Source organism: Streptomyces achromogenes subsp. achromogenes (genome assembly GCF_000720835.1).
Lineage (GTDB): Bacteria > Actinomycetota > Actinomycetes > Streptomycetales > Streptomycetaceae > Streptomyces > Streptomyces achromogenes.
Map to the genome: position 1 here is coordinate 26171 of NZ_JODT01000027.1, position 23092 is coordinate 49262.

The window sequence follows — 23092 nt, forward strand, 5'->3', positions numbered from 1 at the left end:
CGGCGTACATCCGTACTGGCCGAGGCCGCCGGGGCGTGGTGCGCCCGGAACGGCGTCGGGAACCGGCTGTCTCAGAGAACAGCGGTTCCCGGGGGCGGGCCCCGAGAGGTGATCGCGTACACCAGGAGCAGCCCGCGCGGTCCACCGGCCGTGCGGTCACGGCGCGGCGTGACGCGCGGGTGGCCGAGGGGTGCCGGGAGGCCGAGCGGCAGCCTGATCGGGGCGGCCAGCCAGCCGGCGAGAGCCGACAGGATGCGGAACGCCGCGCGTTCGCCGTGCGCGAGCCAGAGGCCGCTCAGCAGCGCGGCCAGCAGGTGGGCGGCGAACATGCCCGTGGAGGACATCTGGCCCATGGTGTGACCGGCTTCGGCCATCGAGTCCATGGCGGAGCCTCCATGGGCCATGCCGTGCATGGCGTGGTCCATGGAGGTCATGTGCTCCGCCGACTGCGCGCCGTCGTCCGGCCCGCCGCCCATGGACATCGAAGGCACGGGCGGCGGCGCGGGTGCGGACAGTCGCTGGGCGTACGAGAACCACTCGTGCAACGCCGTCTGGACCGCCACCGCCACCGAGGAGACGAACGGCAGCCCGCGTTCCCGGCCGGCCAGACACGACGCACCCGCAGTGCTCGTCGCCGCCGCGGACGCCAATGCCCACCAGGGCACCGTGGCATCGGACATCAGCACGTGCCCGAGGTCGGCGAGCAGCACGCAGACGGCCGCGAACACCACGGCCCGTGTCGTGCGCAGACCCCACCCGGCACTCATGGCGGCTCATCCTCGCACCCTCGGCCCGCCGGTATGAGGGAGTACGCGAAGTTCCCTGCCCGGTGGCCGGCGCTGCTCCCGGGTGGTCTCCGCCCCGTGACCCACATCACGGCAACGGCTCCCAGCTGCTGTGCCCGAGGGGGAGCCAGACGCGGGCGGTGTGCGCGTCGCGGACCCGGGCGGCGAGCACCGCCACGGAGCGCCGGACGTCGTCCATCGCCTCACGCAGCCCGGCCGTCATCTCCCGGGCGCGGGCGGCGGTCAGCGGCGGCCGCGTCGGTTCGGCGCTGTGCTCCTGGTCCTCGTGCTGCTCGCCCACGACTCCATCGTTCTCCGCGCGGGCGGGCGGCACCAGGGCGTGCGTGACCTTTGACAGTCGATCTTGACCGTTCGCCAGGTAAGTCTGACCGGTTGGTTCCGGTCTCTTCCGATGGCGGTGCTTATCCCGGGTACCCGCTCCTCAATCGGTAATGATCAGCTCATCGAGGCGTCTTGCACGTCCGGCTACAACAGGCGATCCAGGGAGCGCAGAACATGGCAGAGCGGCAGAACGGCGTCGTGAAGTGGTTCAACGAGGAAAAGGGGTTCGGCTTCATCACCCCGGAATCCGGTCCGGACCTGTTCGTGCACTTCAGGGCGATCCAGGGGCACGGTTTCAAGAGTCTCAAGGAGGGCCAGAGAGTGACCTTCGTTGCTGTGCAGGGCCAGAAGGGTATGCAGGCGGACGAGGTTCAGCCGGAGGGCTGAGTCCCGGTTGGGCGTCCGAATCGCTCGGCAATCGGTCGAGATCAGCTGTCAGAGGACAGGCAGCACCGGCGCGAGCTCCATCTCGCAGCCTCACAGGCTCACAGTTCATCTCGTCTACCTGGGAAAATGGCCTGTGAGCCTGCCAGCCTCACAGCGTGACACGGTGCGAGGCGCGGGTCTGTCACGCTGATCCGAACGGCGGGCGCGGGCCCCGTCGCACGAGGCGGAGGGGGCCGGGTGGCGGGGACCGAGCGGGAGCCGGCGAAGGTGTGGATACCCAAGGCGGCGCTGGACGCCTTCGCCGCGGCGCTGAGCGTGCGCACGGTGGCGATGCGGACGTGGCCCGACGGCATCGAATGGATGTACCCGGTGGGCACGTGGGACGAGGCGCACCTAGAGGTGGCACTTATGCCCGGCGGCGAGGAGGTGTGGCTGCGGATGTCCACCGACCGCTCCAGCGTCGCCGCGTGGACCATCGAGCAGTGGTGGGCCTTCTCCGGGGAGCTGCCCGGCGCGACACCGCCGCAAGCCTGAACGCGAGGCCCACGGCGGATCGGCCGACGCACGGACGGCGGAGATCGGCGTGGCTCCCGGCGGGCCCAGGTCGTTGAGCATCCGGCCGCACCGCAGCCCCTGCGGTGGGCCGGCCGCCGTGCAACGTGCACGAGGACCGATGCCGAAGAAGCCCGCCCACGACCCGACGTACGGCTAAGACCCGCAGACGCACACAGTCCGTGTCGATCAGCACGACCTGGCGCGACTGCTGTTGGTGTTCCGCTCGCTGATGCGCGAGCAGAAACCGGGCTCGTGGGAGCACGTGCGGGACTACGACCTGTCCTTCGAGCGCCTCGCGGACGCGGTCGATGCCGGCTCGCAGATCCGATACGGCAAGCGCTGGACGGGTCCTGATCTGCGGATGCGCTGCACCACGACCGAGCCGGTGTACTACTGGCCGGAGGGCGCGCCGTACGACGGGGAGGCGACGTTCACCTGGATGGTGCCGGGCTACGGCTCGCACGCCTCCGAGGACGAGCAGGTGGACCTCTACTCGAACACGGCGCTGTGCGGGTTCTACTGGGTGAAGGGCGACAGGCCGCGCCGGGCGCCTGCCGGACTGCCCGGAGTGCCGGCGCGAGGTCCAGCTCGGTGCCGAACGGCCCCGCGGCCGCTGGTGACACCCCGCGGAGACGCGACACCGCTCGAGTGACTACCTGTGGATGCGGCGGTGCTCCCGCGGAAGCGGCCGGGAGCCGGACCGCTTCCGCAGGACGACGACGTTCAGGGCATCCAAGTGGTCAAGGAGGCGGCGATGTCGCGGACAGCCATTCCGTTCAACGCTCTTACCCGGGGAAGCATGGTGGGATCCTCACACCTGGCAGAGGGCTGGAAAGCCGTCGGCGCGGCCCTACGATCTACGCTGTGAGCAGCGAGACCGGCAACCATCCAGGTGGAAGCTCAAGACGCTGGCTGCCTTTTGGCGAGGATGCCGTCGGTAAAGAAGTTCAGCAGGGCGACGGCGAGATTGACTGCGGCCCGCGCTTCGGCGACGGTCTCGTCACGTGTGGGTGCGAACCACCATGTCGGCTGGTCTGGCCGGTCCACAGCAGACGCATCATCCGCTCGATCGTCTCCGCCCCGGCGCTGCTGGGCTCGTAGCCGATGCCCACCACCCACCGGGCTCGGGTGTTCTCCATGACCTTGATTATGGAGCCCAGAGTGGCTTTGCGGTTGTTCAGCTCAACCGTCGCGTGGGCCGCGGCTTCGACGGCCTTGATCGCCTCGCTGTACGCCCTCCCGGGATCCGGATGCAGCGCGTACGCGGCCGCCCAGGCCCGCCTTGGATGAGTGCCGGCGGACCCGCGTGCCGGGTCTTGGTCCGCGCTCGTCACGGCGGCCCGGGCGAGCGCTTCCGCCGTCGGGTCTACGCGCTGGCACAGGCCTGCCCGGTCGGAGCGCAAGGTGTACGCCGACCTGCCGTCCATCTGGTCCTCCCGGCGGGTCGTACCGCTACGGTACGCGCGCCGGATGGCCGTGGATGCGGGTGTGGACGGATCTCCCTACCGGGTGCTGGGCAGGACGATGTGGCCGTACGCCGCCTCCGGCCGGCGGGTGGCGTAGCGGAAGCCGGTCAGGATGGTGCCGAGTGCGGTGTCCATCGCGGAGCGGACCGTCTCGCTGGGTTTCCGGATACCTCAGAGATGCCGTGCTCAGGGCTGAGCCCTTCCACAGCGAGGCGGAAGAGGCGGTCGGCCTGGGTCTCGGGGTCCTTGTGGTGCTCGGTGGCCAGGGCGATGCCGACGGCGAGGGTCAGCAGGTCGTGAAAGGTGACGTGCGGTGCAACCGCCTTGTCGCGAATGGCCCGCTGGAGCAGGGGAGTTCCGGCCGCTGCGATCCGGTTGCCACAGGAGTGGGGAGAAGGGTCTTCGGTGGGGGGTTCGTAGCTGAGGATGTGGGCGAATCCGCGGGCTGAGACGGCGTAGCGGATGAGAGCGTGGAGCCACTCCAGGAGGGCGGTGCGGCCGTCCTCGGTCGCACTCAGCCGGTGGGCGCGCTCGCACAGGCCCTCGATGCGCTTCTGGAAGACGGCTTCGAGCAGGGCACGGCGGGTGGGGAAGTGACGGCGCACGGTCGCCGAACCGACGCCTGCGGCGCGGGCGATCTGCTCCTGGGATGCCTCGGCGCCATGCGCGGCGACCTCGGCTTCGGCGACGGCGAGGATGCGCTGGTAGTTGCGTCGGGCGTCCGAGCGCTGACCGGTCATGATCTCCTCATTGCTAAACGGCGGGCCCCGCCATATCTTAGCGGCAGGCAAAGCGGCGGGCCCCGCCGTTTTCTTTCTCCGGTCCGTGGGGAGTGGCAACCATGCCCATCAACAGCTATACCGTCCTGGTCACCGGAGCCACGGGCCGGCAAGGCGGGGCCACGGCCCGCGCACTCCTGGCCGCCGAGGTGCCCGTACGCGCACTCGTACGTGATCCGCAGTCGAAGTCCGCCCAGGAGATCGAGGCGCTGGGCGCCGAACTGGTGCGAGCGGATCTCTCCGACCGGACCTCTCTCGGCCCGGCGGTCGAGGGGGTCCGCGCGGTGTTCTCGGTGCAGATGCCGCCCATGACCGGGGCCGGGGTGAACTTCGCGGGCGAGCTCGCCCAGGCCACCAACCTGGTGGACGCGGCGAAGGCTGAGGGAGTACGGCAGTTCGTGCAGTCCTCGACCAGTGGAGTCGGTGAGCACGTCCGGGCCCCGGGGTGGGCCGAGGGCCGCTGGGCGGCGATGGCGGACTACTTCCACACCAAGCAGGCGATCATGGAGGCGGTGCGTGGTGCAGGCTTTGCCCGCTGGACGGTGATCAAGCCCGCCTTCTTCATGGAGAACCTGCCCCTGCTGGCACCCAAGGGGCCGCGCGGCGGACTCCTGACGGTACTGAAACCGGAGACCGAACTGGCCCTGGTGGCCGTGCGGGACATCGGTACGGCTGCGGCGCACGCCCTTCGAGACCCTGACCGGTTCCACCAGGTGGAACTGGAACTGGCCGGTGACCTGCGCACGATGGAGCAGATCGCGCAGACCTTGTCCGCCGCCTGGGGCGTGCCCGTGACCGCACCCTCCATGAGCCTGGAAGAAGCCCTCGACGCGGGCATGCCGCAGTGGGGAGCCGGACACGAGTGGAACAACGCGGTCCTCCAGCCCGCCCGGCCCGAGTTTGCCCGGGAGTTGGGCATTCCGGTCACCACCTTCACCGAGTGGGCGGATGAGCAGCTGACACCCGTGTCCGGCTAGGGCGTATCCGGCGCTGTGACGCTCGGCAACGCCCGCCGGGGCGGAGTGCGGCGAGAAATTGGAGTGGCCCTGCCCCTGCACCACCGGCCATCTTCATACGCACCAAGGACCTGCTCGCCTTCCTCGCTGACGAGCCCCCGAGCCGGCCCGGCCTGCCGCCACCGAAGGGGCCGGGGTGGACCGACCGGGTCCGTGCCCCCGACGACGGCGCAGCACCCGCAGGAGCTCTGGCAGGAGCGGGCAGCCGGCCCTCTCGCGAGGCTCTGCGCGAGTGATCGTCGCGGCACTGACGGTCAGCAGTGCCGCGACGAGGTTGCCGGGCCCGGAACGCGGCCGTGAGGAACCAGTCAGGAGGGAGCGGAGTTGGCGGTATAGGTCAGCACCAGACATCCGTCGTTTCCACGGGTGCCGTTGCCGGCAGGCTCCTGCTGAGGATTGACGCCGCCGGACTTGCCGGCGCCGTGCCCTCCGTAACCACCCCGGCCGGCGCCTCGGCAGGTGTCGGGGTAACGAACGGGCTTGCCGCCCGAACCGCCCGCGCCGGGAGCGTTGCGGGACCCGTCGCCGCCACGCTCGCCACGGTGACCCGACAGGCGCTTGACGTCGTCGCCCTCGCACCAGCTCTTCTCCGCGGTGCCCTGCCCTGAATCAGCGCCGCCGTAGCCACTCTGGATGTTCCCGGATCCCTCTCCACCCCAGCCCTGCCCGCCGGCCTTGGCGGACATCAGGGTGGTTCCGGCAAACGAGGAGACGCTGGTCGACTCCCCCTCCTCCCCCGAGCCACCGTTGCTGTACTTGCCACTTCCGCCCCTGCCGCCGACGCCGCCCTCGCCGACTTCGAGGAACAGAATTGATCCGCCTCGGACGGAGATGCGGCACGACACCAGGGCAGCCCCTCCGCCGCCACTGCCTCCACCGCCACTCAGGGGCCCCCCGTTGTTGCCCCCACCGCCGCCTCCGCCGCCCCCTGCTCCCACCGCTACGACCTGGATCTCGCTGACACCCTCCGGCACAGTGAACCTATGCGTGCCACCGGAGTCGAACGTCTGGACCTGAGGGGAAGGCGCGGCGTGGACCGGGTTCAGCGCCAGCAACGACGCTGCTGTGACAGTTGACGCCACAACAGCGCACCGCAGCCTGGCAGATGACGTGAATTCCAAGAGAACCTCCCGAAGCTGTGTAAGGTCGCCTCACGGCTTCCCCTGCGCAGGCCGATTGTGCGGTTCCGGGCATGGATTCACCGACTTGAGGCATCTCTCGAAAGAACGTCGAGCAGGGGCCACAGGTCACGCTGTGCGCCTTCAGGGACGCTGGTGTCTGGTCCTATTCAGGAACGAGGGCTCTGACAGACATACGGCACCTCATTACGAAGCTCGAACAGGTGACCCTGGCGTCATCCACCTCACCCTTGGTGATCTTCGCCGTCTGCAAGCAGGGGCCTGAACGCTGGCTGCGCCACCGCGCACCTGCGGCGGGGCATCCCGCCGTCCCCGGCGGCCCGGCTGTCGGCGTAGTCCAGGAGGCAGTCCAGCGCGCGCACCGCAGGGTGGGTCTTAAGGCAGGTCCGCGGGCAGCTCGCCCTCGTCCTGTGCCGACCGGCCGGCGGTGCTGGTGGCGGGCGGTGCCGCTTCGGCCGGCGGCGCGGCGGGGCGGGTGAGGGGCTCGGCGAGGGTGCGCAGGTGGTCGAGGACGGCCGGCAGGTCACCGTCGAGGTCGGCGCCGGTGCGCCACATGAAGGTCAGCAGGCCGGACCACGCCCGGCCGGCGCACTCGGCTGCTTCGGGGACGTGCGGGTCGGCGGGAGCGGGCAGCGCGCGGCTGAGCGTGAGCGCGGCGAGCACGGCCTCGGCGTGGCCGGCGGGGAAGGTTTTTGGGACAGCGCGCGGCGACCGCGGCGGCGGCGACGTAGAACGCGCCGAGCTCCGGCAGGACGAGGGCGGCGAGGACAGCGGGGACGTCGGCGGTCCAGGCGGCCGGGTCGGCCCCCACCAGGCGGTGCAGCACCATCGCGTAGCCGGACGCGCCCGCGTCCGGGGCGCCGGCCAGGGCAGCGGCGGCCGCGAGCGGGCCGGCCGCGGCGGTCCGCTCCCGCAGGTCCTCCAGCGCGAGGGCGGTGTGATGGCGCGACCGGGGACGGGCGGTGGTCCGCGGGTCGGGCGACCCGCCCGGCTCGATCCGGCGCAGCGCGGCCAGCAGCGGGCCGAAGCCGGCCAGCAGGGGCGCGGGCAGGACCGGGGACCAGGCCCACACCCGCAGCCAGGACGCGGGCGGCTCCACGGCTTTGCCAGCCCGGCCGGCCTGGCCCTGGGCGGGGGGCGCCGGCAGCAGCAGGTCGACTGCCGCGGCGGTCGGCGCCTGCCCGAGCGCTGCCCGTACCCGCTGGTGAAGGCCGGCGGCGCGTGAGGGCGGGCAGGTGCCCAGCACCAGGGCGGTCAGCCGGGCACCTTCCGGCGTCGGGCGGGCGGCCAGCAGCCGTAGGGTGGTCTCGGCCGCCAGGCCCGACCACTCCTCCGCGGCATCGGTGCCGGCGTCGGCGAGCGACCTCACCGCGCGCGCCACGACCTGGGCCTCTACGGCCGGCTCCTCCGATGCGTGCAGGGCAGCGGCGGTCATGAGCAGCAAGTCCCGTTCGGCCGGGGGCCGTCAGCTCGGTGAGGGCCTCGGCGTCGACCAGAGGGCACGTCAGGGGCGCGAGGCCGCCGAGCTGGGCCGCAGTCAGGCGGTGCACCACGCCGAGCAGCAGGCCGGGGTTGCCTTCGGCGGCGGCCGTGATCTCGTCGCGCACCCGGGGGTCGAGGGCGCCCGGCGCGGCGTCGTCCAGCAGGGCGGCGGCGTCCGCCGTCGACAGCGGGGCGAGGCGGAGCAGCGGCAGTCCGGCGAACTCCGGGTCCACCGGCCGGCGTACGGCCACGGTGAGCACCAGGGAGACTCCGCCGCCCGGGGAGAGACGCGCGGCCAGCCGGCCGAGGGCGGTCCGGGAGGCGGCGTCCCACAGGTCGGCGTCGGCACAGAGCAGGACGGTCCCGGGCGCGGCGGTCCTCCACAGCGCGCCGATCAGGTCTCCGACCGGGCCGGCGGCGTCGGCGGCGGGCACTCCGGCCGCCCGGCACAGCGCCCGGAGCCCGGCCAGTGGCTGTCGGCAGCGCTCGGGAAGGGCGGGCACGACAACGGCGGGACCGGCGTCGAACGCGCGGGCCACCCGGGCGAGGATGGTCGAGCGGCCGCCGCCGGGCTCACCGGTCAGGACGCACGCGCCGCCCTCGCGCAGCCGCTCCCCCAGCGCCGCGACCGGGCCGGGCCGGTACCGCTCCGCGCCGGTCCCCGGAGTCGTCTGTCCGCTCATTCCCGAAACCTTATTGACGCGTAAGGACGGGCGGAAGCCGTACGTCCGCGCCCCTCGGGCCGGCCCTGTCCTCCCGGAGCTGCGGCGAGGTGACGAGCAGCGCCGGCCGGCGGGCCCCGGCCCCGCTGTTCCGGACCCACGTCGACTCCTTCTCGTACGGTTGCCCGATCCTCTTCCCGGGCGCATCCCCCGCGAGAGCTACCGGAGTTGTCCATGTGCGGGTGACTCGCGGACGGCGCCTGATTCCTAGCGTGGTTGTCAGGTCGCAGCTGGTGCGACCGCGGCAGGGGAGGCCACGATGAGTACAACGTCCACCGCACGGCACGACGCCGGAGGCCCCGGCCCGGACACGGGCCCCGACGGTCCCGACGCTCGCGGCGGCCGTCTCGGCCGGATCGTCCGTTCTCCGCTCGGCTGGATGCTGACGGGTCTGATCGGCGTCGGCGTGGTCTCGGGCCTGACCGCCACGGGTCCCGGTCCGGTTCCGGTGCTCGGCGCGGTGGCGGCGGTGGCCGTGTACTGGCTGGTCATGCGCCATGTCGCGCGACGCTCGACGCCGGAGACGGCCCGGCGGGGAGCCGGCCGGGAGGCGCTGCTGGGCGGCGCGATCGGCCTCGGCTTCGTTCTGGTGTCCGTCTCGCTGATCACGGCGTTCGGAGGCTACTCGTTCTCCTGGGCGGGCCATGGCTTCATGGCGGTCGTCTGGTCCGCGGTCATGGTGCAGATCGGCACCGCGGTCACCGAGGAGCTGTTGTTCCGCGGTCTCGCGCTGCAGGCTCTGGAGCAGTTGTGGGGCAGCCGGGCCGCCATCGTGATCACCGGGCTGTTCTTCGGCATCGCCCATCTGGGCACTCCGGGAGCCAGTGCGTGGAGTGCGCTGGCGATCGCTTCGGAGGCGGGCGTGATGCTCGGCGCCGCGTTCCTGTGGCGGCGTAACATCTGGTTCGTCGCGGGTCTGCACTTCGCCTGGAACACCACCGAGCAACTGCTCGGCATCCCGGTCTCCGGGCACACCTCCGAGGGCCTGTTCACCGCCGACGTGCATGGCTCCGCTGTGCTGACCGGCGGTGGCTTCGGCCTGGAGGCGGCGCTGGTGCCCGTCGTCCTCGGTGTCCTGCTCGCCGTCCGCATGTTCGTCCTCGCCCGCCGCGGCGGGCGGGTGCTGTCCCGTCGATCCGCATGACACTTCAGGCCGGCTGACCGGAGGAAACGGTAGTGATGTCCCCTCAGGCGCAGTGGAGCCGTGCGCGGCTCCGGGCGCCGCTCGACTGGTGGGAGGAGCAGGACGCCTTCCTCAAGGACGGCGTCCTCGCCCTGGTGCTGGCCTCGTTGGCCTTCGTGCCGACCCTGTCCAACATCGGAGCGCAGATCGGGGATCTGCCCGAGCGGCCGGCGAGCGCGCTGAGCGTCGGGCTGGTCCTGGCCCAGACCCTGCCGCTGGCGGCCCGCCGGCGGTGGCCCGCGGGCTGTCTGGCTGTCGCCGCGGGCGCGTTCGCCGCGTACGAGGCGCTGGGCTTCGCGACGACGTTCGGGAGCCTGGGGCTGTATCTGGCCCTGTACTCGGCCGGGGCCCACCAGGTCCGCTTCCGCCGTGGTCTGGCGGGCGTGGTCAGTGCGGGCTATGCCGTGCTGGCCCTCGTCCTGGACCGCCTCGGCTCACCGCAGGGCATCGCGGACTATCTCGCGTTCTATCTGGCCCTGGCCGCGTTCTGGACAGTAGGGAGCATCGTGCGCACACGGCGGGCGGAACAGACGCAGCGGCGGCGGCTGGCCGCCGAAGTGGCCACGGCCGCGGAGCGGGCACGCATCGCCAGGGAGCTGCACGACGTGGTCACCCATCATGTGACGGCCATGGTGGTCCAGGCGGACGCGGCGCAGTTCCTGCTCGCCTCCGCACCGGACAAGGCCGGCGAGGGGCTGTCGGCCGTCAGCGACACCGGCCGTCGGGCGCTGACAGAGCTGCGGTACCTGCTCGGCGTGCTGGAGGCGACCGGCGAGTCGGCGTCCGCGGACCCGGCGCGCGGGGACCGGGCACCCACCCTGGGACGGCTCGGGGACCTGGTCGAACAGGCCCGCAGGTCGGGGCAGCCGGTCGAGTTCAGCGAACAGGGCGAGCGGCGAGCGCAGTCCGTGGACGTGGAGCTGGCCGCGTACCGGGTGGTGCAAGAGGCGCTCACCAATGCGATGAAGTACGCCGCCGGGCAGACGACACGGGTCCTGGTCCGGCACGGCGAGGAGCGCGTCGAAATCAAGGTGACCACCGAAGGACCCACCGCCTCCCCGGCGGCCGCGCCTGCCGTGCGCAGGCCGGACGCCGCGGGCGGGCGGGGACTGGCGGGGCTGCGCGCACGGGCGCGGTTGGTCGGTGGTGAACTGGAGGCCGGACCCCGGCCCGAAGGCGGGTTCGAGGTCCACGCCACCATTCCGTCCAAGCCTCTATCGGAGTGACCCCGTGAGCGATGCCCCGCCACCGATCCGTGTGCTCGTCTGCGACGACCAGGCACTGGTGCGCACCGGCTACGTCACCATCTTCTCGGCCCAGCCCGACATGGAGGTCGTCGGAGAGGCCGAGAACGGGCACGAGGCGGTCCGGGCCGCCGGGCGCCTGCGTCCCGACGTGGTGGTGATGGACATCCGGATGCCCCTGCTCGGCGGCATCGAGGCGACCCGGCAACTGGCCGGTCCCGACGCCGAGGCACCGCCGAAGGTGCTGGTCGTCACCACCTTCAACGTCGACGCGTATGTCTACGACGCGCTGCGTGCCGGGGCCAGCGGCTTCCTCCTCAAGGACGCGCCCCCGGCGGAGCTGGTCAACGGCATTCGGACGGTCGCCAGGGGCGAGGCCCTGCTGGCCCCCGCCGTCACCCGCCACCTCATCGGCCGCTTCGCCGAACACCTGCGCCCGGCCGATACGTCCCGGCCGGCCAGGGAGGACGTGGTACGTGCACTGACCCCGCGCGAGCTGGAGGTGCTCCGGCAGATCGCCGAGGGACTGTCGAACGCGGAGATCGCCGCGAAGCTCTTCATCACCCCGGAGACGGTCAAGACCTACGTGTCGAGGATCCTGGCCAAACTCGGCCTGCGCGACCGGGTCCAGGCCGTCGTCCTCGCCTACCGGGTCGGGCTGGTGTCCTCCACCGGCTGAATCCGCGCTCTTTGGTCTGGACACCGAGGTGGGTACGACGCACGCCGACTGGCCGGGCTCTTGCGGCCGGCCGGCACGGCCGAACTGACCGGAGCCTCGCGCGGGCGGCGCGGGCCGCGCCGCCGGACGACACGACGGCCGCCCCACTCCGCCCGGCTCCGGGCCCGCCTCCCACCGTTTCTGCGGCACCACACCAGCATGCTCGGCTTGTCTTCCTTCCAACTGCCTGGCCTGCCCGACGCGTTGTGACCTCGGGGCGCTCCGAGCGCTCCTGACGAGCAATGACCGTGCGGACGCCGCTACGGCCTGCTAGGGTCCGTCTTCAAAGATCATCCAGGTAGGCGATCATGGTGGGGTGATACGTCGCCATGAACTCACCGACCAGGAGTGGGAGTTACTCGCTCCGCTGATACCCCGGGCCGCGACAGGCCGGCCCCGCGTGACACCCGGCCAACGCCACGACAGTGTCTGTGCACGTCCTCTGCTGGAACGGATCCGGGTTCCGCGCACCGGCACTGGCCGACCGCGCTGCAGGCCCGACCGGGTCATCGCAGACAAGGCTTACAGCTCCCGAGGCTTCCGTGCCTACCTGCGACAACGCGGCATTGCACACACCACCCCCGAGAAGACTGACCAGCGGCGGCACCGGCTCAAGCGCGGTGGCCACGGCGGCCGACCGCCAGGGTTTGACCGGGAGACCTACCGACGGCGCAACACGATCGAGCGCTGCTTCAATCGGCTCAAGGGCTTCCGCGGCATCGCTACCAGATACGAAAAGACCGCCACCTCATACGAGGCAGCGGTCAGTCTCGCGTCGTTCCTGCTCTGGGCAAGATCCGTTTGAAGACGGACCCGCCGGCCCAGGAGGTCCGCCCCTGGCACGGACCTCGTGCGGCACACCGCCCGGCGCTGTACTACCCGGCGGTCAGGACGGTCTCGTGCACGGTCCGCAGTGTCTCGTCGGTACCGGTGCGCTCCAGGCACAGGTGGGCCGAACGGCCGCGCAGCGTGAGGGTCATGAGCTGGTTGCCGAACCAGGGCCCACCCTGCTTGCGCCACCTCACCGGCGGCCGGGGGCAGCGGCCGTGCCGGGCCAGCAACCGCCCCAGGAGGCGGGCCGGGGCGCTCCAACCGAAGCGGAACCCGATCCGCATCGTCAGGGGCACCGAGTTGTGCACGGGTGAGCAGGTGAGCTGGACGACCGGTATGCCGGGGCCGCCGGACGGCCAGGAGGCGCGCGCGACGTAGCCGTGGTGCACGTCCCCGGACAGCACGCACACGCTCGCCGGGGCGCCCGGCGCGGATCCGGCCTCGCCGATGAGGCCGGCGAGATCGGCGAAGGAGCGCGGGAAGGCCGCCCAGTGCTCCAGATCGGCGCCACGGCGCAGCCACTCGCCGAAGCGGGCCCAGCGGTCCCCGCGTTCCCCGGCGCACAGGGCCGCGTCCCAGCCCTCGGCGTCGTGCACCAGGTGTGGCAGCAGCCAGGGCAGGGAAGTGCCGATCAGAAGGTGGTCGTAAGCCCCCTCGTCGGCCAGGACCTGCTCGCGCAGCCAGTCGGCCTCGCCCGGGTGGAGCATGGCGCGCCGGTCCTCGTCCAGCACGCGTGCGGCCCGGGAGTCGACCATCACCACCCGGACCCGGCCGAAGTCGCGCCGGTAACTGAAGCGGACCGAGGAGGGATCGGCGTCGGCCCGTTCGGCGAGGGCGCGCAGCGCGTGCGTGCCCTCGGGTGCGTTGCGCACGGCGGCCCAGGCTGGGTCGTCGGCCAGTTCGGCGGGGGAGAGGTTGCCCAGGTGCTGGTGAACCCAGTAGGACATCAGGCCGCTCAGCAGCCGTTGCTGCCACCAGTCGGTGGAGCGCATGTCGGCGAGCCAGGCGGCGGAGGTGTTCCAGTCGTCCACGATGTCGTGGTCGTCGAAGATCATGAAGCTGGGCACGGTGGACAGCAGCCAGCGGATCTCCGGATCGAGCCAGGATTCGTAGTAGAGGTGGCAGTACTCCTCGTAGTCGGCGACCTGGCTGCCGGGCGCCTTGTCGAGGTCGCGGCGAGTGGCCAGCAGGCGCCGGGTCTCCTCGGAGACCTCGTCGGCGTAGACCTGGTCCCCCAGGAGCAGCAGGACGTCCGGACGCCGCGCGTCGGGGTCGGCCGCCAGCCGCTTGGCGAGGGTGTCGAGCGCGTCGGGGCCCACCGTGTCCTTGCCGTCGGCCGGGGGCGCGGCCCAGCGGCACGACCCGAAGGTGACCCGGACGGCGTCGCCGGCGCCGGGCGACCGGATGACCGAGGGCGGGAAGCGGGAGTCGGGCAGAGGCCACACCGGCGCGTCGTCCAGGAAAACCTCGTACGACGGCGAGGTGCCCGGTCGGAGCCCGGTCACCGTGACGAGGGCGTAGTGGTGTCCGGCCACCCGGAAGGTGGGGGCCGTGCCGGTCGCGCCGTCCGAGCAGCGCACATGCGCCGTGCAGGGCACGTCCGTCTCGACCCATACGGTCGCGCACGAGCCGTCGGTGTACCTCAGCAGTGGTCCCAGGCGCAGTTCGGCCATGTGATCGCCTTTCTGTCTCGCACCGTACGGAAAGGAACGACCGTAGCGACGGTACATGGGACCCGTTCGGGTGGGCACGTGGGAGGAGACCGGGGCGGGACGGCCCTGAGGGGCGAGGCGGAGAGGTGGTGTCGTGGCCGAGCACGAGCAGGCGACCCAGACCCAGGAGATCCACGGCACGGCCCGTGAGGACGACCTGCTGCGGGGGCTCGAGGTGGACGACCGGCAGCCGGAACGGCCGGTGCTCCTGGACTCCGGCGGCCGGCCGATCGAGACCTGGCGGGAGAACCACCCCTACGACCACAGGATCGGCCGGCGCGAGTACGAGCAGACCAAGCGCATCCTGCAGATCGAGCTGCTGAAGTTCCAGCGCTGGGTGAAGGACACCGGCCAGCGGGTCGTGGTGGTCTGCGAGGGACGGGACGCGGCGGGCAAGGGCGGCACGATCAAGCGCTTCACGGAGCGGCTCAACCCTCGCGGGGCCCGGGTGGTGGCGCTGGAGAAGCCGACCGAGCGCGAGGCGGGTCAGTGGTACTTCCAGCGCTACGTGGCCCACCTGCCGGCCCGCGGCGAGATCGTCTTCTTCGACCGTTCCTGGTACAACCGCGCGGGCGTCGAGCGGGTCATGGGGTTCTGTACGCAGGACGAGTACCGGCAGTTCCTCCAGCAGGCCCCGATGTTCGAGCGACTGCTCACCGACGACGGCATCCTGCTGGTCAAGTTCTGGTTCTCGGTGTCCCAGGCCGAGCAGCGCACCCGGTTCGCGATCCGCCAGGTCGATCCGGTGCGCCGGTGGAAGCTCTCCCCGACGGACCTGGCCTCCCTCGACCGCTGGGACGACTACACCACGGCCAAGGTCGACATGTTCCGGGCCACCGACACGCCGCACGCGCCCTGGACGGTCGTGAAGAACAACGACAAACGGCGGGGCCGGCTGGAGGCGATGCGCAGTCTCCTCAACCGCTTCGACTACCCGGCCAAGGACCACGAAGCGGTCGGCACGCCCGACCCGTTGATCGTCGGCGCGGCGGAGACCCTGCTCGAACCGGGTGAGGAACCCACGGCCCTGTCGCCGACACCACTGGCCGGACCGGGCGGCGAGCCCGGCAACCACCCGAACCCGCGGTGACGGACCGGCGGCGTCCGCGCAGCGTCAAGACCTGGACACGCCCGGCGGTGTCCAGCCGGCGGCGACGGCCCGGAACGCCGCCCGGTCCGGACCCACTCTCCCGCAGAGCCCCTCGTCACGCGTGCGTGCCGTTCCGGCGGGATGAGCACAGGCTCGTCGTGATCGGCGGACTGCCCGCCACAGGCAAGGCCCCCCTGGCCCGGCTGCTGGCCGCGTCGGCGCGGTCCCCCTGCGCAACGACCCGGCGGCGAATGAACGGTGACGGTGAAGCGCGGGCGGCGGGGGCGCCGCGGAAGACGACGGGCAGCGACACCTCCCCCGACCAGGCTCCGCGAACGGGGGTCTGGACCGAAGACCGGCGACCGACCGCGCGACGGCGCGCCGAACGCGGCGGTCCGGGACGCGCGGGAGCGGACGGGTCCGGGGGACGACAGCGGACGACGGCAGACCGGCGCGGTCCCGGCCAGGACCGATCAGGCCGATGCGCAACGGAGGGCGGCAAGGCGACAGGCGACCAGCACGGCACACGCGGCACGGGCACGACCGCGGCTCCTGCCGGGCAGCGGCACAAGCTTGACAGCGGCGGCCTGGTGACCGACCGGCGGTGTCGCGCACCGGCCCAGCGGCGGACACGCGGGCCCGGATCCGGGCGGCGGCGCGACGCGGGCGCGCGACGGCACGGGGGTAGCGAGCCTTGACGATCTCAAAATGACAACCGGACATGCTGACGGCGGAAGCGGCGACACGGCGCCGACGGGACAGCACGCCGGGAATGGCGGGCCCAGTAGCGAGCCGGGCGCGACAGCGCGGTCCAACGCCGGGATGGCGGGCTGCGGGCACCGCCACGGTGACAACCGGGAGGCTCTCCGGCCTGTCGGCGCCCGCCGGCGCGACCGGTCAGGATCAAATCGGACCAGAGACCGTCCGTGCCCCTCACACGTTGCCCGGACGGGTCGCCCGCCCCTCCCCTGCCACAAACCCGCCATGCGGTGGTGTTCCGGGCCGGCCCCCGTACCCGCCCGGTCCCGCGCGGCTCGCCGACCCCGAGTGCGACACCATCGCCCCGCGCTGCCCCGCCCGGCGAGCCGGGACCGCGCGTCCTGGGAGGCATGGCCGCTCGCCGCCCGCGCCGGCCGTGCACGGCTGGTCCGGTCCGCCGCCCCGACTCGCCAGCCCCGCCGTGCGCCGTCCCGGCCCCGGCCTTCCGCCCGTGCCGCTGGCCGCTGCGCGGGCTGCCGCTGAGGACAACGGCAGGAACCGCAGTCCGAGTGGCAAGGGCACCGAGCGTCAGGAGTGACCGTCCTCGGCGACGAGCCGCACCAAGCCGACCCATGGGAACTCGCCGTTCTTATGGACCGCCCGCACCCTCCACTGGCCTGCCGGGATCTGCACTGGAGCCTGGTCCGGCCGGCCTCGTCGGGATACTCCACTCCCAGATCGGGGCCCGCTACGGCCGAATCCATCACCACCGCCGGGCCATCGTTGCCCCACAGTCCGCCGTGCTCCCAAGCGGTGTCCGGATCGGCCAGGACCGCCTCGACTGCCGCGAACAACTCAGCCTCGGAGTCCGCAGCCAGCCACCGCACTAACAGCAGATTTTCCGGCAGGAAGCACGTTCTTGAAGGTTCATCGGCCAGGACAAGCGCAGTGACGGCGCCCGCGCCCACGGCGATCGCACTGGCCCAGCCTCCACCTCGCAGGCGCGGTCGTAGTCATCACGGCCATCGGCATCACCAAGGACGGAACCGTCCTCTGTGCATTCACCCCAGGCATTCACCGAGGACTCCGGAACGACGATCAAGGGGCCACCCATCGACCGGGCCCACGTCAGCCCAGCACGGTCACACCGATCAGTGTCGTGAGAAGCATGCATGCGCGCAGTCTGCCGCCCACCACTGAAACCGCTCCGGGCCGAGCCTGGTCGGGCAACCTGGTCACTCAAACTTCGATCGTCCGGGAGGCTTACGCCCCGAATCACGCCCCGGGGTCGTACGGGGCGGCTACGGTGCTGCCTCTGCCATCAGAGCTGACTCCGGATCGGTCCTGCGTGTGGTTGCTGCCCTGGAAGCGGCATGGGGCGGTGACGACGATGCCCTGGCCGCGCCGGTGCGCGGAGGGAGCAGCGAGCAGCCGCTGGCTGCTCTGTCACCGAGTTCGGCGAGAGCCGGCTGCTGAAGATGGTGCTGGCCGTCACCGGGATCGACGGCCTGGAGGATGCCGAGCTGGAGCGGGCCCTGGCGGAGTACGGGCAGAGCCTCACCTCGCATCTGCTCGGTGTGGGCATCAGATTTGATGTCCGGGTGGGCCCTGAGCGCGGGCGAGGACGTCCAGGCAACCGGCGACCTCTCCCTCCACGTCCGACGGGCACTGCTGTCCTTCACGGACAGCGACGACGCGGAGGGGGTGCGGGCCCTGCTCGCGCAGCTGCGCGCTGATGCCCTCGCCCATTCCTGAACCTCCCGGTCGACCGCGCCCTGGTCTTGGGCCGCGACGGACCCGGAGGGCATCTGTCCGGCATCCTCACCACAGCCAAGCGGTGGAGTGCCGTATCCGGGACATGGCGCGGGCGTCGCGGCGTGCGGCCGCGTTGCCGATCCAGTTCCGCCGGGGCCGTGGCCGGCGCGACTGCCCGGCGGCAAGGCGGCGCCGTCCGGCGGCCTTCAGCCGCCCCGCTGCTTACCCAGCTCCGCCTTCTTCGCCGCCTTGGACTTCGGCTTGCGGGGCCGCTTCCAGATCGGCTGCGATCCCAGGAACTCGGCGGCCCCGGGTTCCTGAACCTTGTCGAGCGCGGCGGCCATCTCCGCGCGGGCCACTTGGGCGCGAGCGAGGCCGTCGTCGGGGTTGGGGCGTTCTTCCGGGGTGCTCACGCGACTCCTCCAATGGGGTTCAGGCCCGGTGTGTGCCGGGTGCCGGGCTGCTCGGTGTGTGGCTGTGGGGCCGCCGCCGGGGCGGGCCGCGGCCGGGGGCCGAAGGTGACGGCGTGCTCGCGGACGCCGTCCTGGAGCTCGGCGGCGACGGCTTCGAGCGTCCGGCGGGTCCGCTCCACGGTGTCGACGCCGGTCTCCTGCTCCGGGAACGATGACCTCGCCGCGATCGGGGCGAGCTACGGCGTGGAACTACCGACCGCATCGCACCACCTGGTTGCGCACGTCGCGCACCCCGGCCGCCAGCGAGGTGACGGAACCGGCGTGGTTGGCATGGGTGTGGACTGCCAGGTGCCCCGGCCGGCGCACCGGTGCTGACGCTGGAGCAGGTGCTGGCCGCGGCACAGCAGCCGGGTGTCCGTCCGTGCTCACTGTGTGGCGCCGCCGCCGAGCTGGATCCCGTCCTGGAGGCTTCGACCACGGCTTCGGGTGAGATGGCGCGCGTGGGTCAGTCGGCGGTGTGCGACGCAATGAGCCGGTCGGTGAGCTCCACCGTTCCGAGGTACCACCAGAAGATCCAGTCTCAGTACACGGAGAGCTGCTCGTGCTCGGGGATCTCGTAGTGGGTGATGCGGCCGGCCCGCGTCTCCTCGAACGCCCTCATCTCCTGGGCGTTGCGGACAAGGATGCGCTGATACGCCGGCTGCGGTGACCTCGACAAGGTGGCCGCCACGGCACCTGGGCTCACGCCTCGGAATGGCGCGGGTCGCGCAGCGGCCTGAGCCCGCCGGGCATCTCGGGCAGCAGGAAGGAGTACCGGCCGAGCGTGTTCACCGTGATGCCGCACGAACGGGAAAGAGGCGAGCGACGTCCTCGTCGCGTGAGGCAGGACTGCGCTCAGCCGCGCAAGGTGGCACGCAGGCGCAAGCCGGCAGTTGCGAGACCTCCGAAGGTGGTGAGCCGGTAGCTGGGTTCCGGTTCGAGCGACTCGCTCAAGTGGTAGCAGCGAGCGGTCTGCGCGGTCAGGAGCGTCAGCATCGCCATGGCCAGAGCGGCTCCCTCGCAGCCATGCGGCCCGGTACCGAAGGAGAGGAAGACCCCGGGTTTCGCCGGCGAGCCCGAATCATCGAGCCAGCGTTCAGGCTGGAATCGGTCCGGCTCGGAGTGTTCCCGTGCGTCGCGTTGGGCGGTGTAGGGGCAGACGAGAACGGTGGACCCGGCCTCGATGGTGTAGTCGGCGAGCTGAGTCTGTCGCGTGGCGCTCCGGGTCAGTAGCCAGCTCGGGGGGTGCAGTCGAAGCACCTCGCGTACCAATGCCTGGGTGTATCGCAGGCTGTCGAGGTGGGTGCTGGTCGTTGCGGCCGGGTCTGCGGGCAGCAAGGCGGCTTCGGCCGCGACGCGGCCCGCTGCCTGGGGGTATCGGGCCAGGTGGAGCATGATCCATCCGGCTGCCCGGGAGGGTGTCTCGAAGGTGGCGACGGTGATTCCGGGGAGAGCGTCGAGGATGGCCTCTTCCCGCAGCAGGCCGTAGCGGGAGGAGGGCCGGAGCATCTGTCCCAGCACGTCGTCACCGAGCCGGCCCGATGAACGGCGCCGATGAACGATGGGCCGCAAAGCGTTGGTGAAGGCGACTTGCTGTCGCGTGCGGAACCGCCGGGCCGGTGTGGGGATCCAGCGCGGCCATACCCAGCGCGAGGGGCGTGCGAGCACCTCCCGGGCCAGGAAGAGCTGTGAGGCGAAGGGCAGCAGGGCGGGAGCGTCTTCGGAGAAGAGGTAGCGCGTGCCAACCTCTTCCAGGGCACGCCGGACCAGCGGCAGGATCTCGACGTCCTGGCCCGTGGGCCACTGGTCGGCAAATCGAGCGGTCCCGGTCGCGATCTCACCGATCCGGGCTGCAACCGCCTGCGGGCGTAGTCCTCGCATGCGGGCGACGTGAGAGTGCACGCGCTCCTCGGGCGTCGGTCCTCCGCTCGACCGCTTCAACGGCGGGAAGAGGGGCGAGGGTACCTTGGTGAAGTCCTGCGCGCGGCACAGGACTTCTTCACACGGCCCGGCCGTAGCGGCTACGTAGACACCCGGCTCCAGTTGCCAGACGTCTCCGCACTCATCAGCGCCACGGCGCGCCAGTCCCAGCCGGTCGCGGCTCCAGGCCGCGAAGCCGCCTTCGGGCACCCGCGGCGGCTCATTCATCGGGCCCATGAGACCGTCCCTGACCCTCGTACCTGTCCAGGTCGATATCGTCGGCAGCGTGGCCGGGAGCCAGCGGGCGCCCCAGGGGAACCCGCCGGCAGTGCGGTCACGTCCAGTCGTGTTCGCCGTACGCACCGTATCGGCGGGTGAAGGACAGCGTCCTGAGCAGCTTGGCGATCATGATGCACTCCTCTCGCCTGTCTTCGGCACCAAGTGCCATTTATTCCATGCTTCCACGCACACCACAGATATGTCATATTGCAGAAAATTAGCCGCATACATGGATATAAGGGCGTGCTTCGAGGCTGGGCCCGCAAGCACGCCAACGTCATCCCGGGACCTCGGCGACGGCGCAGGGTCTCCCACGCCCACGTAGGAAACGGTCTTATCGCAGGAGGGGGGGGCGTCATCATGCGTCGCTCGCCGGTTCCCGGCACCCCTAATCTGCGAGGATGAGGCGTATGGACGTGCGCAGCAGGAACCAGGTGCGGGTGTCCGGGCGGCCGGGCGGGCCTGTCGTGATGCTGGCGCACGGGTTCGGATGCGACCAGAACTTGTGGCGTCTGGTGGTGCCGACGCTGGAGCGTGAGTTCACGGTGGTGCTCTTCGATCATGTGGGAGCAGGCCGCTCGGACCTGTCGGCGTGGAGCGAGGACCGCTACTCCGGCATGGACGGCTACGTGGACGACGTGCTGGAGATCTGCCGGGAGCTGGACCTCGGTCCGGTGACGTTCGTGGGACACTCGGTCAGCGCGATGATGGGCGTGCTGGCCGCGGCGCGACACCCGGAATACTTCGCCGGGCTGGTGCTGCTCGCCCCCTCCCCCTGCTTCATCGACGATCCCGCGGCCGGGTACCGCGGCGGGTTCAGCGCCGAGGACATCGAGGAACTGCTGCAGTCCTTGGACGCGAACTATCTGGGCTGGTCAGGGGCGATGGCACCGGTCATCATGGGCAACCCCGAGCGCCCGGAACTGGGGCAGGAGCTGACCAACAGCTTCTGCGCCACCGACCCGGAGATCGCCCGGGTCTTCGCCCGGGTGACGTTCCTGTCCGACAACCGCGCCGACCTGGCGCAGGTGGCGGTGCCCACCCTCGTTGCCCAGTGCTCCAGCGACGCCATCGCCCCACCAGAGGTCGGCGCCTTCGTCCAGGCCCAGATCAGGGGAAGCCGGCTCATCACCCTGAACGCCACTGGGCACTGCCCCCAGCTCAGCGCCCCCGAGGAGACGGCCCAGGCCATCGCCGCGTTCGCAAGGACACTGCGATGATGTGCCGGAACGACGGCGACCAGAGCTCCGGCCCGGATCCCGGACAGCCCCCGGACGACGACCGGACTTTCTCCGCTCTGCTGGAAGACAGCGTCGAGGACCTGTACGAGAACGCCCCGTGCGGATATCTCTCCACCCTGCTGGACGGGCAGATCGCCAAGGTCAACACCACTCTGCTGAACTGGCTGGGCTACAAGCGCACGGAGCTGGTCGGCCGGAGGAAGTTCAGTGATCTCCTCACCACCGGTGGGCGGCTTTATCACGAGACGCACTTCGCGCCGCTCCTGCGCATGCAGGGCGAGATCAGCGGCATCGCACTGGAGCTGAGGGCGGCCGATGGCAGCCGGATGCCGGTCCTCGTGACCTCCACCGTCAAGACCGGCAGTGAGGGGCAGCCGCTGCTGATCCGTACCACCGTCTTCGACGCCCGTGACCGCCGCGCCTACGAGCAGGAGCTGCTGCGCGCCCGCCAGGATGCCGAGCGCGAACGCGAACGCCTCCAGCAACTGGCCACCACCCTGCAGAAGACGCTGCTGCCACCGGCGGTGGAGAACGTGCCCGGCCTGGACGTGGCCGCGTACTACCACATCGCCTCGACCGACGAGGTCGGCGGCGACTTCTACGACCTCTTCCCCCTCGCAGCCGGTACCTGGGGGCTCTTCCTCGGAGACGTGTGCGGCAAGGGCGCCGCGGCGGCGGCCGTCACCTCCCTGGCCCGCTACACCCTGCGCGCCGCCGCCGTCTACGACCCCGACCCGGCCGCGGTCCTCAGCAACCTCAACACCGTCCTCAACCACGAGTACAACGGAACCGACCCCCGGTTCTGCACCGTCATCTTCGGCCTGCTCACCCCCGACGGCGACCAAGGCGGCTTCCGTATCATCCTCGCCAGCGGCGGCCACCCCCCGGCGCTGCTGCTCCGTGCGGACGGCACCGCCGACTACCTGCCCACTCCCGGCGGCCAGCTCATCGGCGTCCTGCCCGACGCCGACATCGCCACCATCACCTTCCGCCTCGCTCGCGGGGACACCCTCCTGCTGCACACCGACGGTCTCACCGAGGCCCACACCGCCATCCGCGGCGAACGCTACGGCGATGAGGCCCTCCTCGACTTCGTCCGTGCCTTGGCCCCCACCACCGCCCAGGGCACCATCACAGCCGTCCGCGACCTCCTCGGCACGCTCGGCACCGGGGTGGACGACGACACCGCCGTCCTGGCCGTCCACGTGCCCCGCGCCGACCGAGAAGAGCAACAGCGACCGAGATGAACACCCGCACGCGGAGCACCCCCTCCGCCCCGCCATCGAGGTGACCGG

26 protein-coding genes and 1 pseudogene are annotated in these 23092 nt (G+C 71.5%); 15 read left to right on the top strand and 12 right to left on the bottom strand.

Features of this window, described 5'->3' with window-relative positions:
* Positions 1 to 71: 71 nt before the first annotated feature.
* A complete protein-coding gene (locus tag IH25_RS0125920; protein ID WP_030615290.1) occupies positions 72 to 767 on the bottom strand; it encodes a hypothetical protein in 696 nt (231 codons plus the stop codon).
* Positions 768 to 873: 106 nt separating this feature from the next.
* Positions 874 to 1086, bottom strand: coding sequence for a hypothetical protein (locus IH25_RS41295; protein ID WP_030615293.1), 213 nt, complete (start codon positions 1084 to 1086; stop codon positions 874 to 876).
* A gap of 215 nt (positions 1087 to 1301) precedes the next feature.
* Here IH25_RS41295 and IH25_RS0125930 point away from each other — a divergent pair, with 215 nt between their 5' ends.
* From IH25_RS0125930 to IH25_RS41300, 4 genes are all read left to right on the top strand, one after another.
* Positions 1302 to 1514 (top strand): cold-shock protein, encoded by a 213-nt coding sequence (locus tag IH25_RS0125930; RefSeq protein WP_030615296.1) that lies wholly within the window; start codon positions 1302 to 1304, stop codon positions 1512 to 1514.
* 237 nt (positions 1515 to 1751) lie between these two features.
* Positions 1752 to 2048, top strand: a complete 297-nt coding sequence (locus IH25_RS0125935; protein WP_030615298.1) for a hypothetical protein — start codon at positions 1752 to 1754, stop codon at positions 2046 to 2048.
* A gap of 235 nt (positions 2049 to 2283) precedes the next feature.
* A complete protein-coding gene (locus IH25_RS0125940; RefSeq protein WP_245172883.1) occupies positions 2284 to 2721 on the top strand; it encodes a hypothetical protein in 438 nt (145 codons plus the stop codon).
* Between the two features lie 212 nt (positions 2722 to 2933).
* Entirely contained in the window at positions 2934 to 3170 is a 237-nt protein-coding gene (locus IH25_RS41300; protein ID WP_157847010.1) for a hypothetical protein, read from the top strand.
* Between the two features lie 472 nt (positions 3171 to 3642).
* Here the strand turns inward: IH25_RS41300 and IH25_RS0125955 are convergent, their stop codons facing one another.
* Positions 3643 to 4275, bottom strand: a complete 633-nt coding sequence (locus IH25_RS0125955) for a TetR/AcrR family transcriptional regulator (RefSeq protein ID WP_051754112.1) — start codon at positions 4273 to 4275, stop codon at positions 3643 to 3645.
* A gap of 101 nt (positions 4276 to 4376) precedes the next feature.
* On the opposite strand from IH25_RS0125955, the gene IH25_RS0125960 reads away from it, so the two are divergent.
* Positions 4377 to 5291: an NmrA/HSCARG family protein gene (locus IH25_RS0125960; RefSeq protein WP_030615313.1), complete on the top strand. Its 915-nt coding sequence runs from the start codon at positions 4377 to 4379 to the stop codon at positions 5289 to 5291.
* A gap of 347 nt (positions 5292 to 5638) precedes the next feature.
* On the opposite strand, the gene IH25_RS41305 is transcribed toward IH25_RS0125960, so the two are convergent.
* From IH25_RS41305 to IH25_RS42485, 3 genes are all read right to left on the bottom strand, one after another.
* Positions 5639 to 6412: a glycine-rich domain-containing protein gene (locus tag IH25_RS41305; RefSeq protein WP_457852782.1), complete on the bottom strand. Its 774-nt coding sequence runs from the start codon at positions 6410 to 6412 to the stop codon at positions 5639 to 5641.
* 432 nt (positions 6413 to 6844) lie between these two features.
* A complete protein-coding gene (locus IH25_RS42480; protein ID WP_245172884.1) occupies positions 6845 to 7024 on the bottom strand; it encodes a hypothetical protein in 180 nt (59 codons plus the stop codon).
* Entirely contained in the window at positions 6993 to 7904 is a 912-nt protein-coding gene (locus tag IH25_RS42485) for a hypothetical protein (RefSeq protein WP_245172885.1), read from the bottom strand. Before IH25_RS42485 ends, IH25_RS42480 begins: the two co-directional genes overlap by 32 nt.
* Here IH25_RS42485 and IH25_RS0125970 point away from each other — a divergent pair.
* The 5 genes from IH25_RS0125970 (at position 7903) to IH25_RS39835 (ending at position 12623) form a co-directional block, all read left to right on the top strand.
* Positions 7903 to 8658: a hypothetical protein gene (locus IH25_RS0125970; RefSeq protein WP_030615316.1), complete on the top strand. Its 756-nt coding sequence runs from the start codon at positions 7903 to 7905 to the stop codon at positions 8656 to 8658. The genes IH25_RS42485 and IH25_RS0125970 overlap by 2 nt on opposite strands.
* Positions 8659 to 8932: 274 nt before the next feature.
* Complete coding sequence (locus IH25_RS0125975; protein WP_030615319.1) at positions 8933 to 9817, top strand: CPBP family intramembrane glutamic endopeptidase; 885 nt, start codon at positions 8933 to 8935, stop codon at positions 9815 to 9817.
* A 35-nt stretch (positions 9818 to 9852) separates the two neighbouring features.
* The gene (locus tag IH25_RS0125980) at positions 9853 to 11082 is read left to right on the top strand and encodes a sensor histidine kinase (protein WP_030615322.1); all 1230 of its coding nucleotides are present in this window, start codon (positions 9853 to 9855) and stop codon (positions 11080 to 11082) included.
* Between the two features lie 4 nt (positions 11083 to 11086).
* Positions 11087 to 11779 (top strand): response regulator, encoded by a 693-nt coding sequence (locus tag IH25_RS0125985; protein WP_030615325.1) that lies wholly within the window; start codon positions 11087 to 11089, stop codon positions 11777 to 11779.
* A 439-nt stretch (positions 11780 to 12218) separates the two neighbouring features.
* Positions 12219 to 12623 (top strand): IS5 family transposase, encoded by a 405-nt coding sequence (locus tag IH25_RS39835; protein ID WP_394298451.1) that lies wholly within the window; start codon positions 12219 to 12221, stop codon positions 12621 to 12623.
* A 70-nt stretch (positions 12624 to 12693) separates the two neighbouring features.
* Here IH25_RS39835 and IH25_RS0125990 read toward each other — a convergent pair whose 3' ends face one another.
* Positions 12694 to 14322, bottom strand: a complete 1629-nt coding sequence (locus IH25_RS0125990; protein ID WP_030615328.1) for an alkaline phosphatase D family protein — start codon at positions 14320 to 14322, stop codon at positions 12694 to 12696.
* Positions 14323 to 14455: 133 nt separating this feature from the next.
* Here IH25_RS0125990 and ppk2 point away from each other — a divergent pair, with 133 nt between their 5' ends.
* A complete protein-coding gene (gene ppk2, locus IH25_RS0125995) occupies positions 14456 to 15451 on the top strand; it encodes a polyphosphate kinase 2 (RefSeq protein WP_030615331.1) in 996 nt (331 codons plus the stop codon).
* Between the two features lie 473 nt (positions 15452 to 15924).
* Here the strand turns inward: ppk2 and IH25_RS43005 are convergent, their stop codons facing one another.
* Positions 15925 to 17118, bottom strand: coding sequence for an Imm21 family immunity protein (locus IH25_RS43005; RefSeq protein ID WP_342447377.1), 1194 nt, complete (start codon positions 17116 to 17118; stop codon positions 15925 to 15927).
* Positions 17037 to 17324, bottom strand: coding sequence for an Imm21 family immunity protein (locus IH25_RS43010; protein ID WP_342447378.1), 288 nt, complete (start codon positions 17322 to 17324; stop codon positions 17037 to 17039). Before IH25_RS43010 ends, IH25_RS43005 begins: the two co-directional genes overlap by 82 nt.
* A 419-nt stretch (positions 17325 to 17743) precedes the next feature.
* On the opposite strand from IH25_RS43010, the gene IH25_RS0126000 reads away from it, so the two are divergent.
* Positions 17744 to 17905, top strand: a complete 162-nt coding sequence (locus IH25_RS0126000; protein WP_157847013.1) for a hypothetical protein — start codon at positions 17744 to 17746, stop codon at positions 17903 to 17905.
* A gap of 66 nt (positions 17906 to 17971) precedes the next feature.
* On the opposite strand, the pseudogene IH25_RS37820 reads toward IH25_RS0126000, so the two are convergent.
* A pseudogene (locus tag IH25_RS37820) lies at positions 17972 to 18318 on the bottom strand (hypothetical protein).
* A gap of 386 nt (positions 18319 to 18704) precedes the next feature.
* On the opposite strand from IH25_RS37820, the gene IH25_RS43015 reads away from it, so the two are divergent.
* Positions 18705 to 18938, top strand: coding sequence for a hypothetical protein (locus IH25_RS43015; RefSeq protein ID WP_342447380.1), 234 nt, complete (start codon positions 18705 to 18707; stop codon positions 18936 to 18938).
* Here the strand turns inward: IH25_RS43015 and IH25_RS41310 are convergent.
* Both IH25_RS41310 and IH25_RS0126025 read right to left on the bottom strand, forming a co-directional pair.
* Entirely contained in the window at positions 18899 to 19063 is a 165-nt protein-coding gene (locus IH25_RS41310; protein ID WP_157847014.1) for a hypothetical protein, read from the bottom strand. The genes IH25_RS43015 and IH25_RS41310 overlap by 40 nt on opposite strands.
* 149 nt (positions 19064 to 19212) lie before the next feature.
* Positions 19213 to 20505 carry a cytochrome P450 gene (locus IH25_RS0126025; protein WP_078844420.1) on the bottom strand — a complete coding sequence of 431 codons (1293 nt, stop codon included), beginning with the start codon at positions 20503 to 20505 and terminating at the stop codon, positions 19213 to 19215.
* Between the two features lie 461 nt (positions 20506 to 20966).
* On the opposite strand from IH25_RS0126025, the gene IH25_RS0126035 reads away from it, so the two are divergent.
* Positions 20967 to 21776, top strand: coding sequence for an alpha/beta fold hydrolase (locus IH25_RS0126035; protein ID WP_030615342.1), 810 nt, complete (start codon positions 20967 to 20969; stop codon positions 21774 to 21776).
* Positions 21776 to 23044, top strand: coding sequence for a PP2C family protein-serine/threonine phosphatase (locus IH25_RS0126040; protein ID WP_030615346.1), 1269 nt, complete (start codon positions 21776 to 21778; stop codon positions 23042 to 23044). Before IH25_RS0126035 ends, IH25_RS0126040 begins: the two co-directional genes overlap by 1 nt.
* Positions 23045 to 23092: the final 48 nt, after the last annotated feature.

Coding starts and splice junctions, on each gene's coding strand:
- IH25_RS0125920 (WP_030615290.1), bottom strand. CDS start 767: ATGAGTGCCGGGTGGGGTCTGCGCACGACACGGGCCGTGGTGTTCGCG.
- IH25_RS0125955 (WP_051754112.1), bottom strand. CDS start 4,275: ATGACCGGTCAGCGCTCGGACGCCCGACGCAACTACCAGCGCATCCTC.
- IH25_RS42480 (WP_245172884.1), bottom strand. CDS start 7,024: ATGTGGCGCACCGGCGCCGACCTCGACGGTGACCTGCCGGCCGTCCTC.
- IH25_RS0126040 (WP_030615346.1), top strand. CDS start 21,776: ATGTGCCGGAACGACGGCGACCAGAGCTCCGGCCCGGATCCCGGACAG.
- IH25_RS0125970 (WP_030615316.1), top strand. CDS start 7,903: ATGAGCAGCAAGTCCCGTTCGGCCGGGGGCCGTCAGCTCGGTGAGGGC.
- IH25_RS0126025 (WP_078844420.1), bottom strand. CDS start 20,505: ATGAATGAGCCGCCGCGGGTGCCCGAAGGCGGCTTCGCGGCCTGGAGC.
- IH25_RS0125980 (WP_030615322.1), top strand. CDS start 9,853: ATGTCCCCTCAGGCGCAGTGGAGCCGTGCGCGGCTCCGGGCGCCGCTC.
- IH25_RS0125960 (WP_030615313.1), top strand. CDS start 4,377: ATGCCCATCAACAGCTATACCGTCCTGGTCACCGGAGCCACGGGCCGG.
- IH25_RS42485 (WP_245172885.1), bottom strand. CDS start 7,904: ATGACCGCCGCTGCCCTGCACGCATCGGAGGAGCCGGCCGTAGAGGCC.
- IH25_RS0125930 (WP_030615296.1), top strand. CDS start 1,302: ATGGCAGAGCGGCAGAACGGCGTCGTGAAGTGGTTCAACGAGGAAAAG.
- IH25_RS0126000 (WP_157847013.1), top strand. CDS start 17,744: ATGTCCGGGTGGGCCCTGAGCGCGGGCGAGGACGTCCAGGCAACCGGC.
- IH25_RS0125990 (WP_030615328.1), bottom strand. CDS start 14,322: ATGGCCGAACTGCGCCTGGGACCACTGCTGAGGTACACCGACGGCTCG.
- IH25_RS0126035 (WP_030615342.1), top strand. CDS start 20,967: ATGGACGTGCGCAGCAGGAACCAGGTGCGGGTGTCCGGGCGGCCGGGC.
- IH25_RS0125975 (WP_030615319.1), top strand. CDS start 8,933: ATGAGTACAACGTCCACCGCACGGCACGACGCCGGAGGCCCCGGCCCG.
- IH25_RS43010 (WP_342447378.1), bottom strand. CDS start 17,324: ATGCATGCTTCTCACGACACTGATCGGTGTGACCGTGCTGGGCTGACG.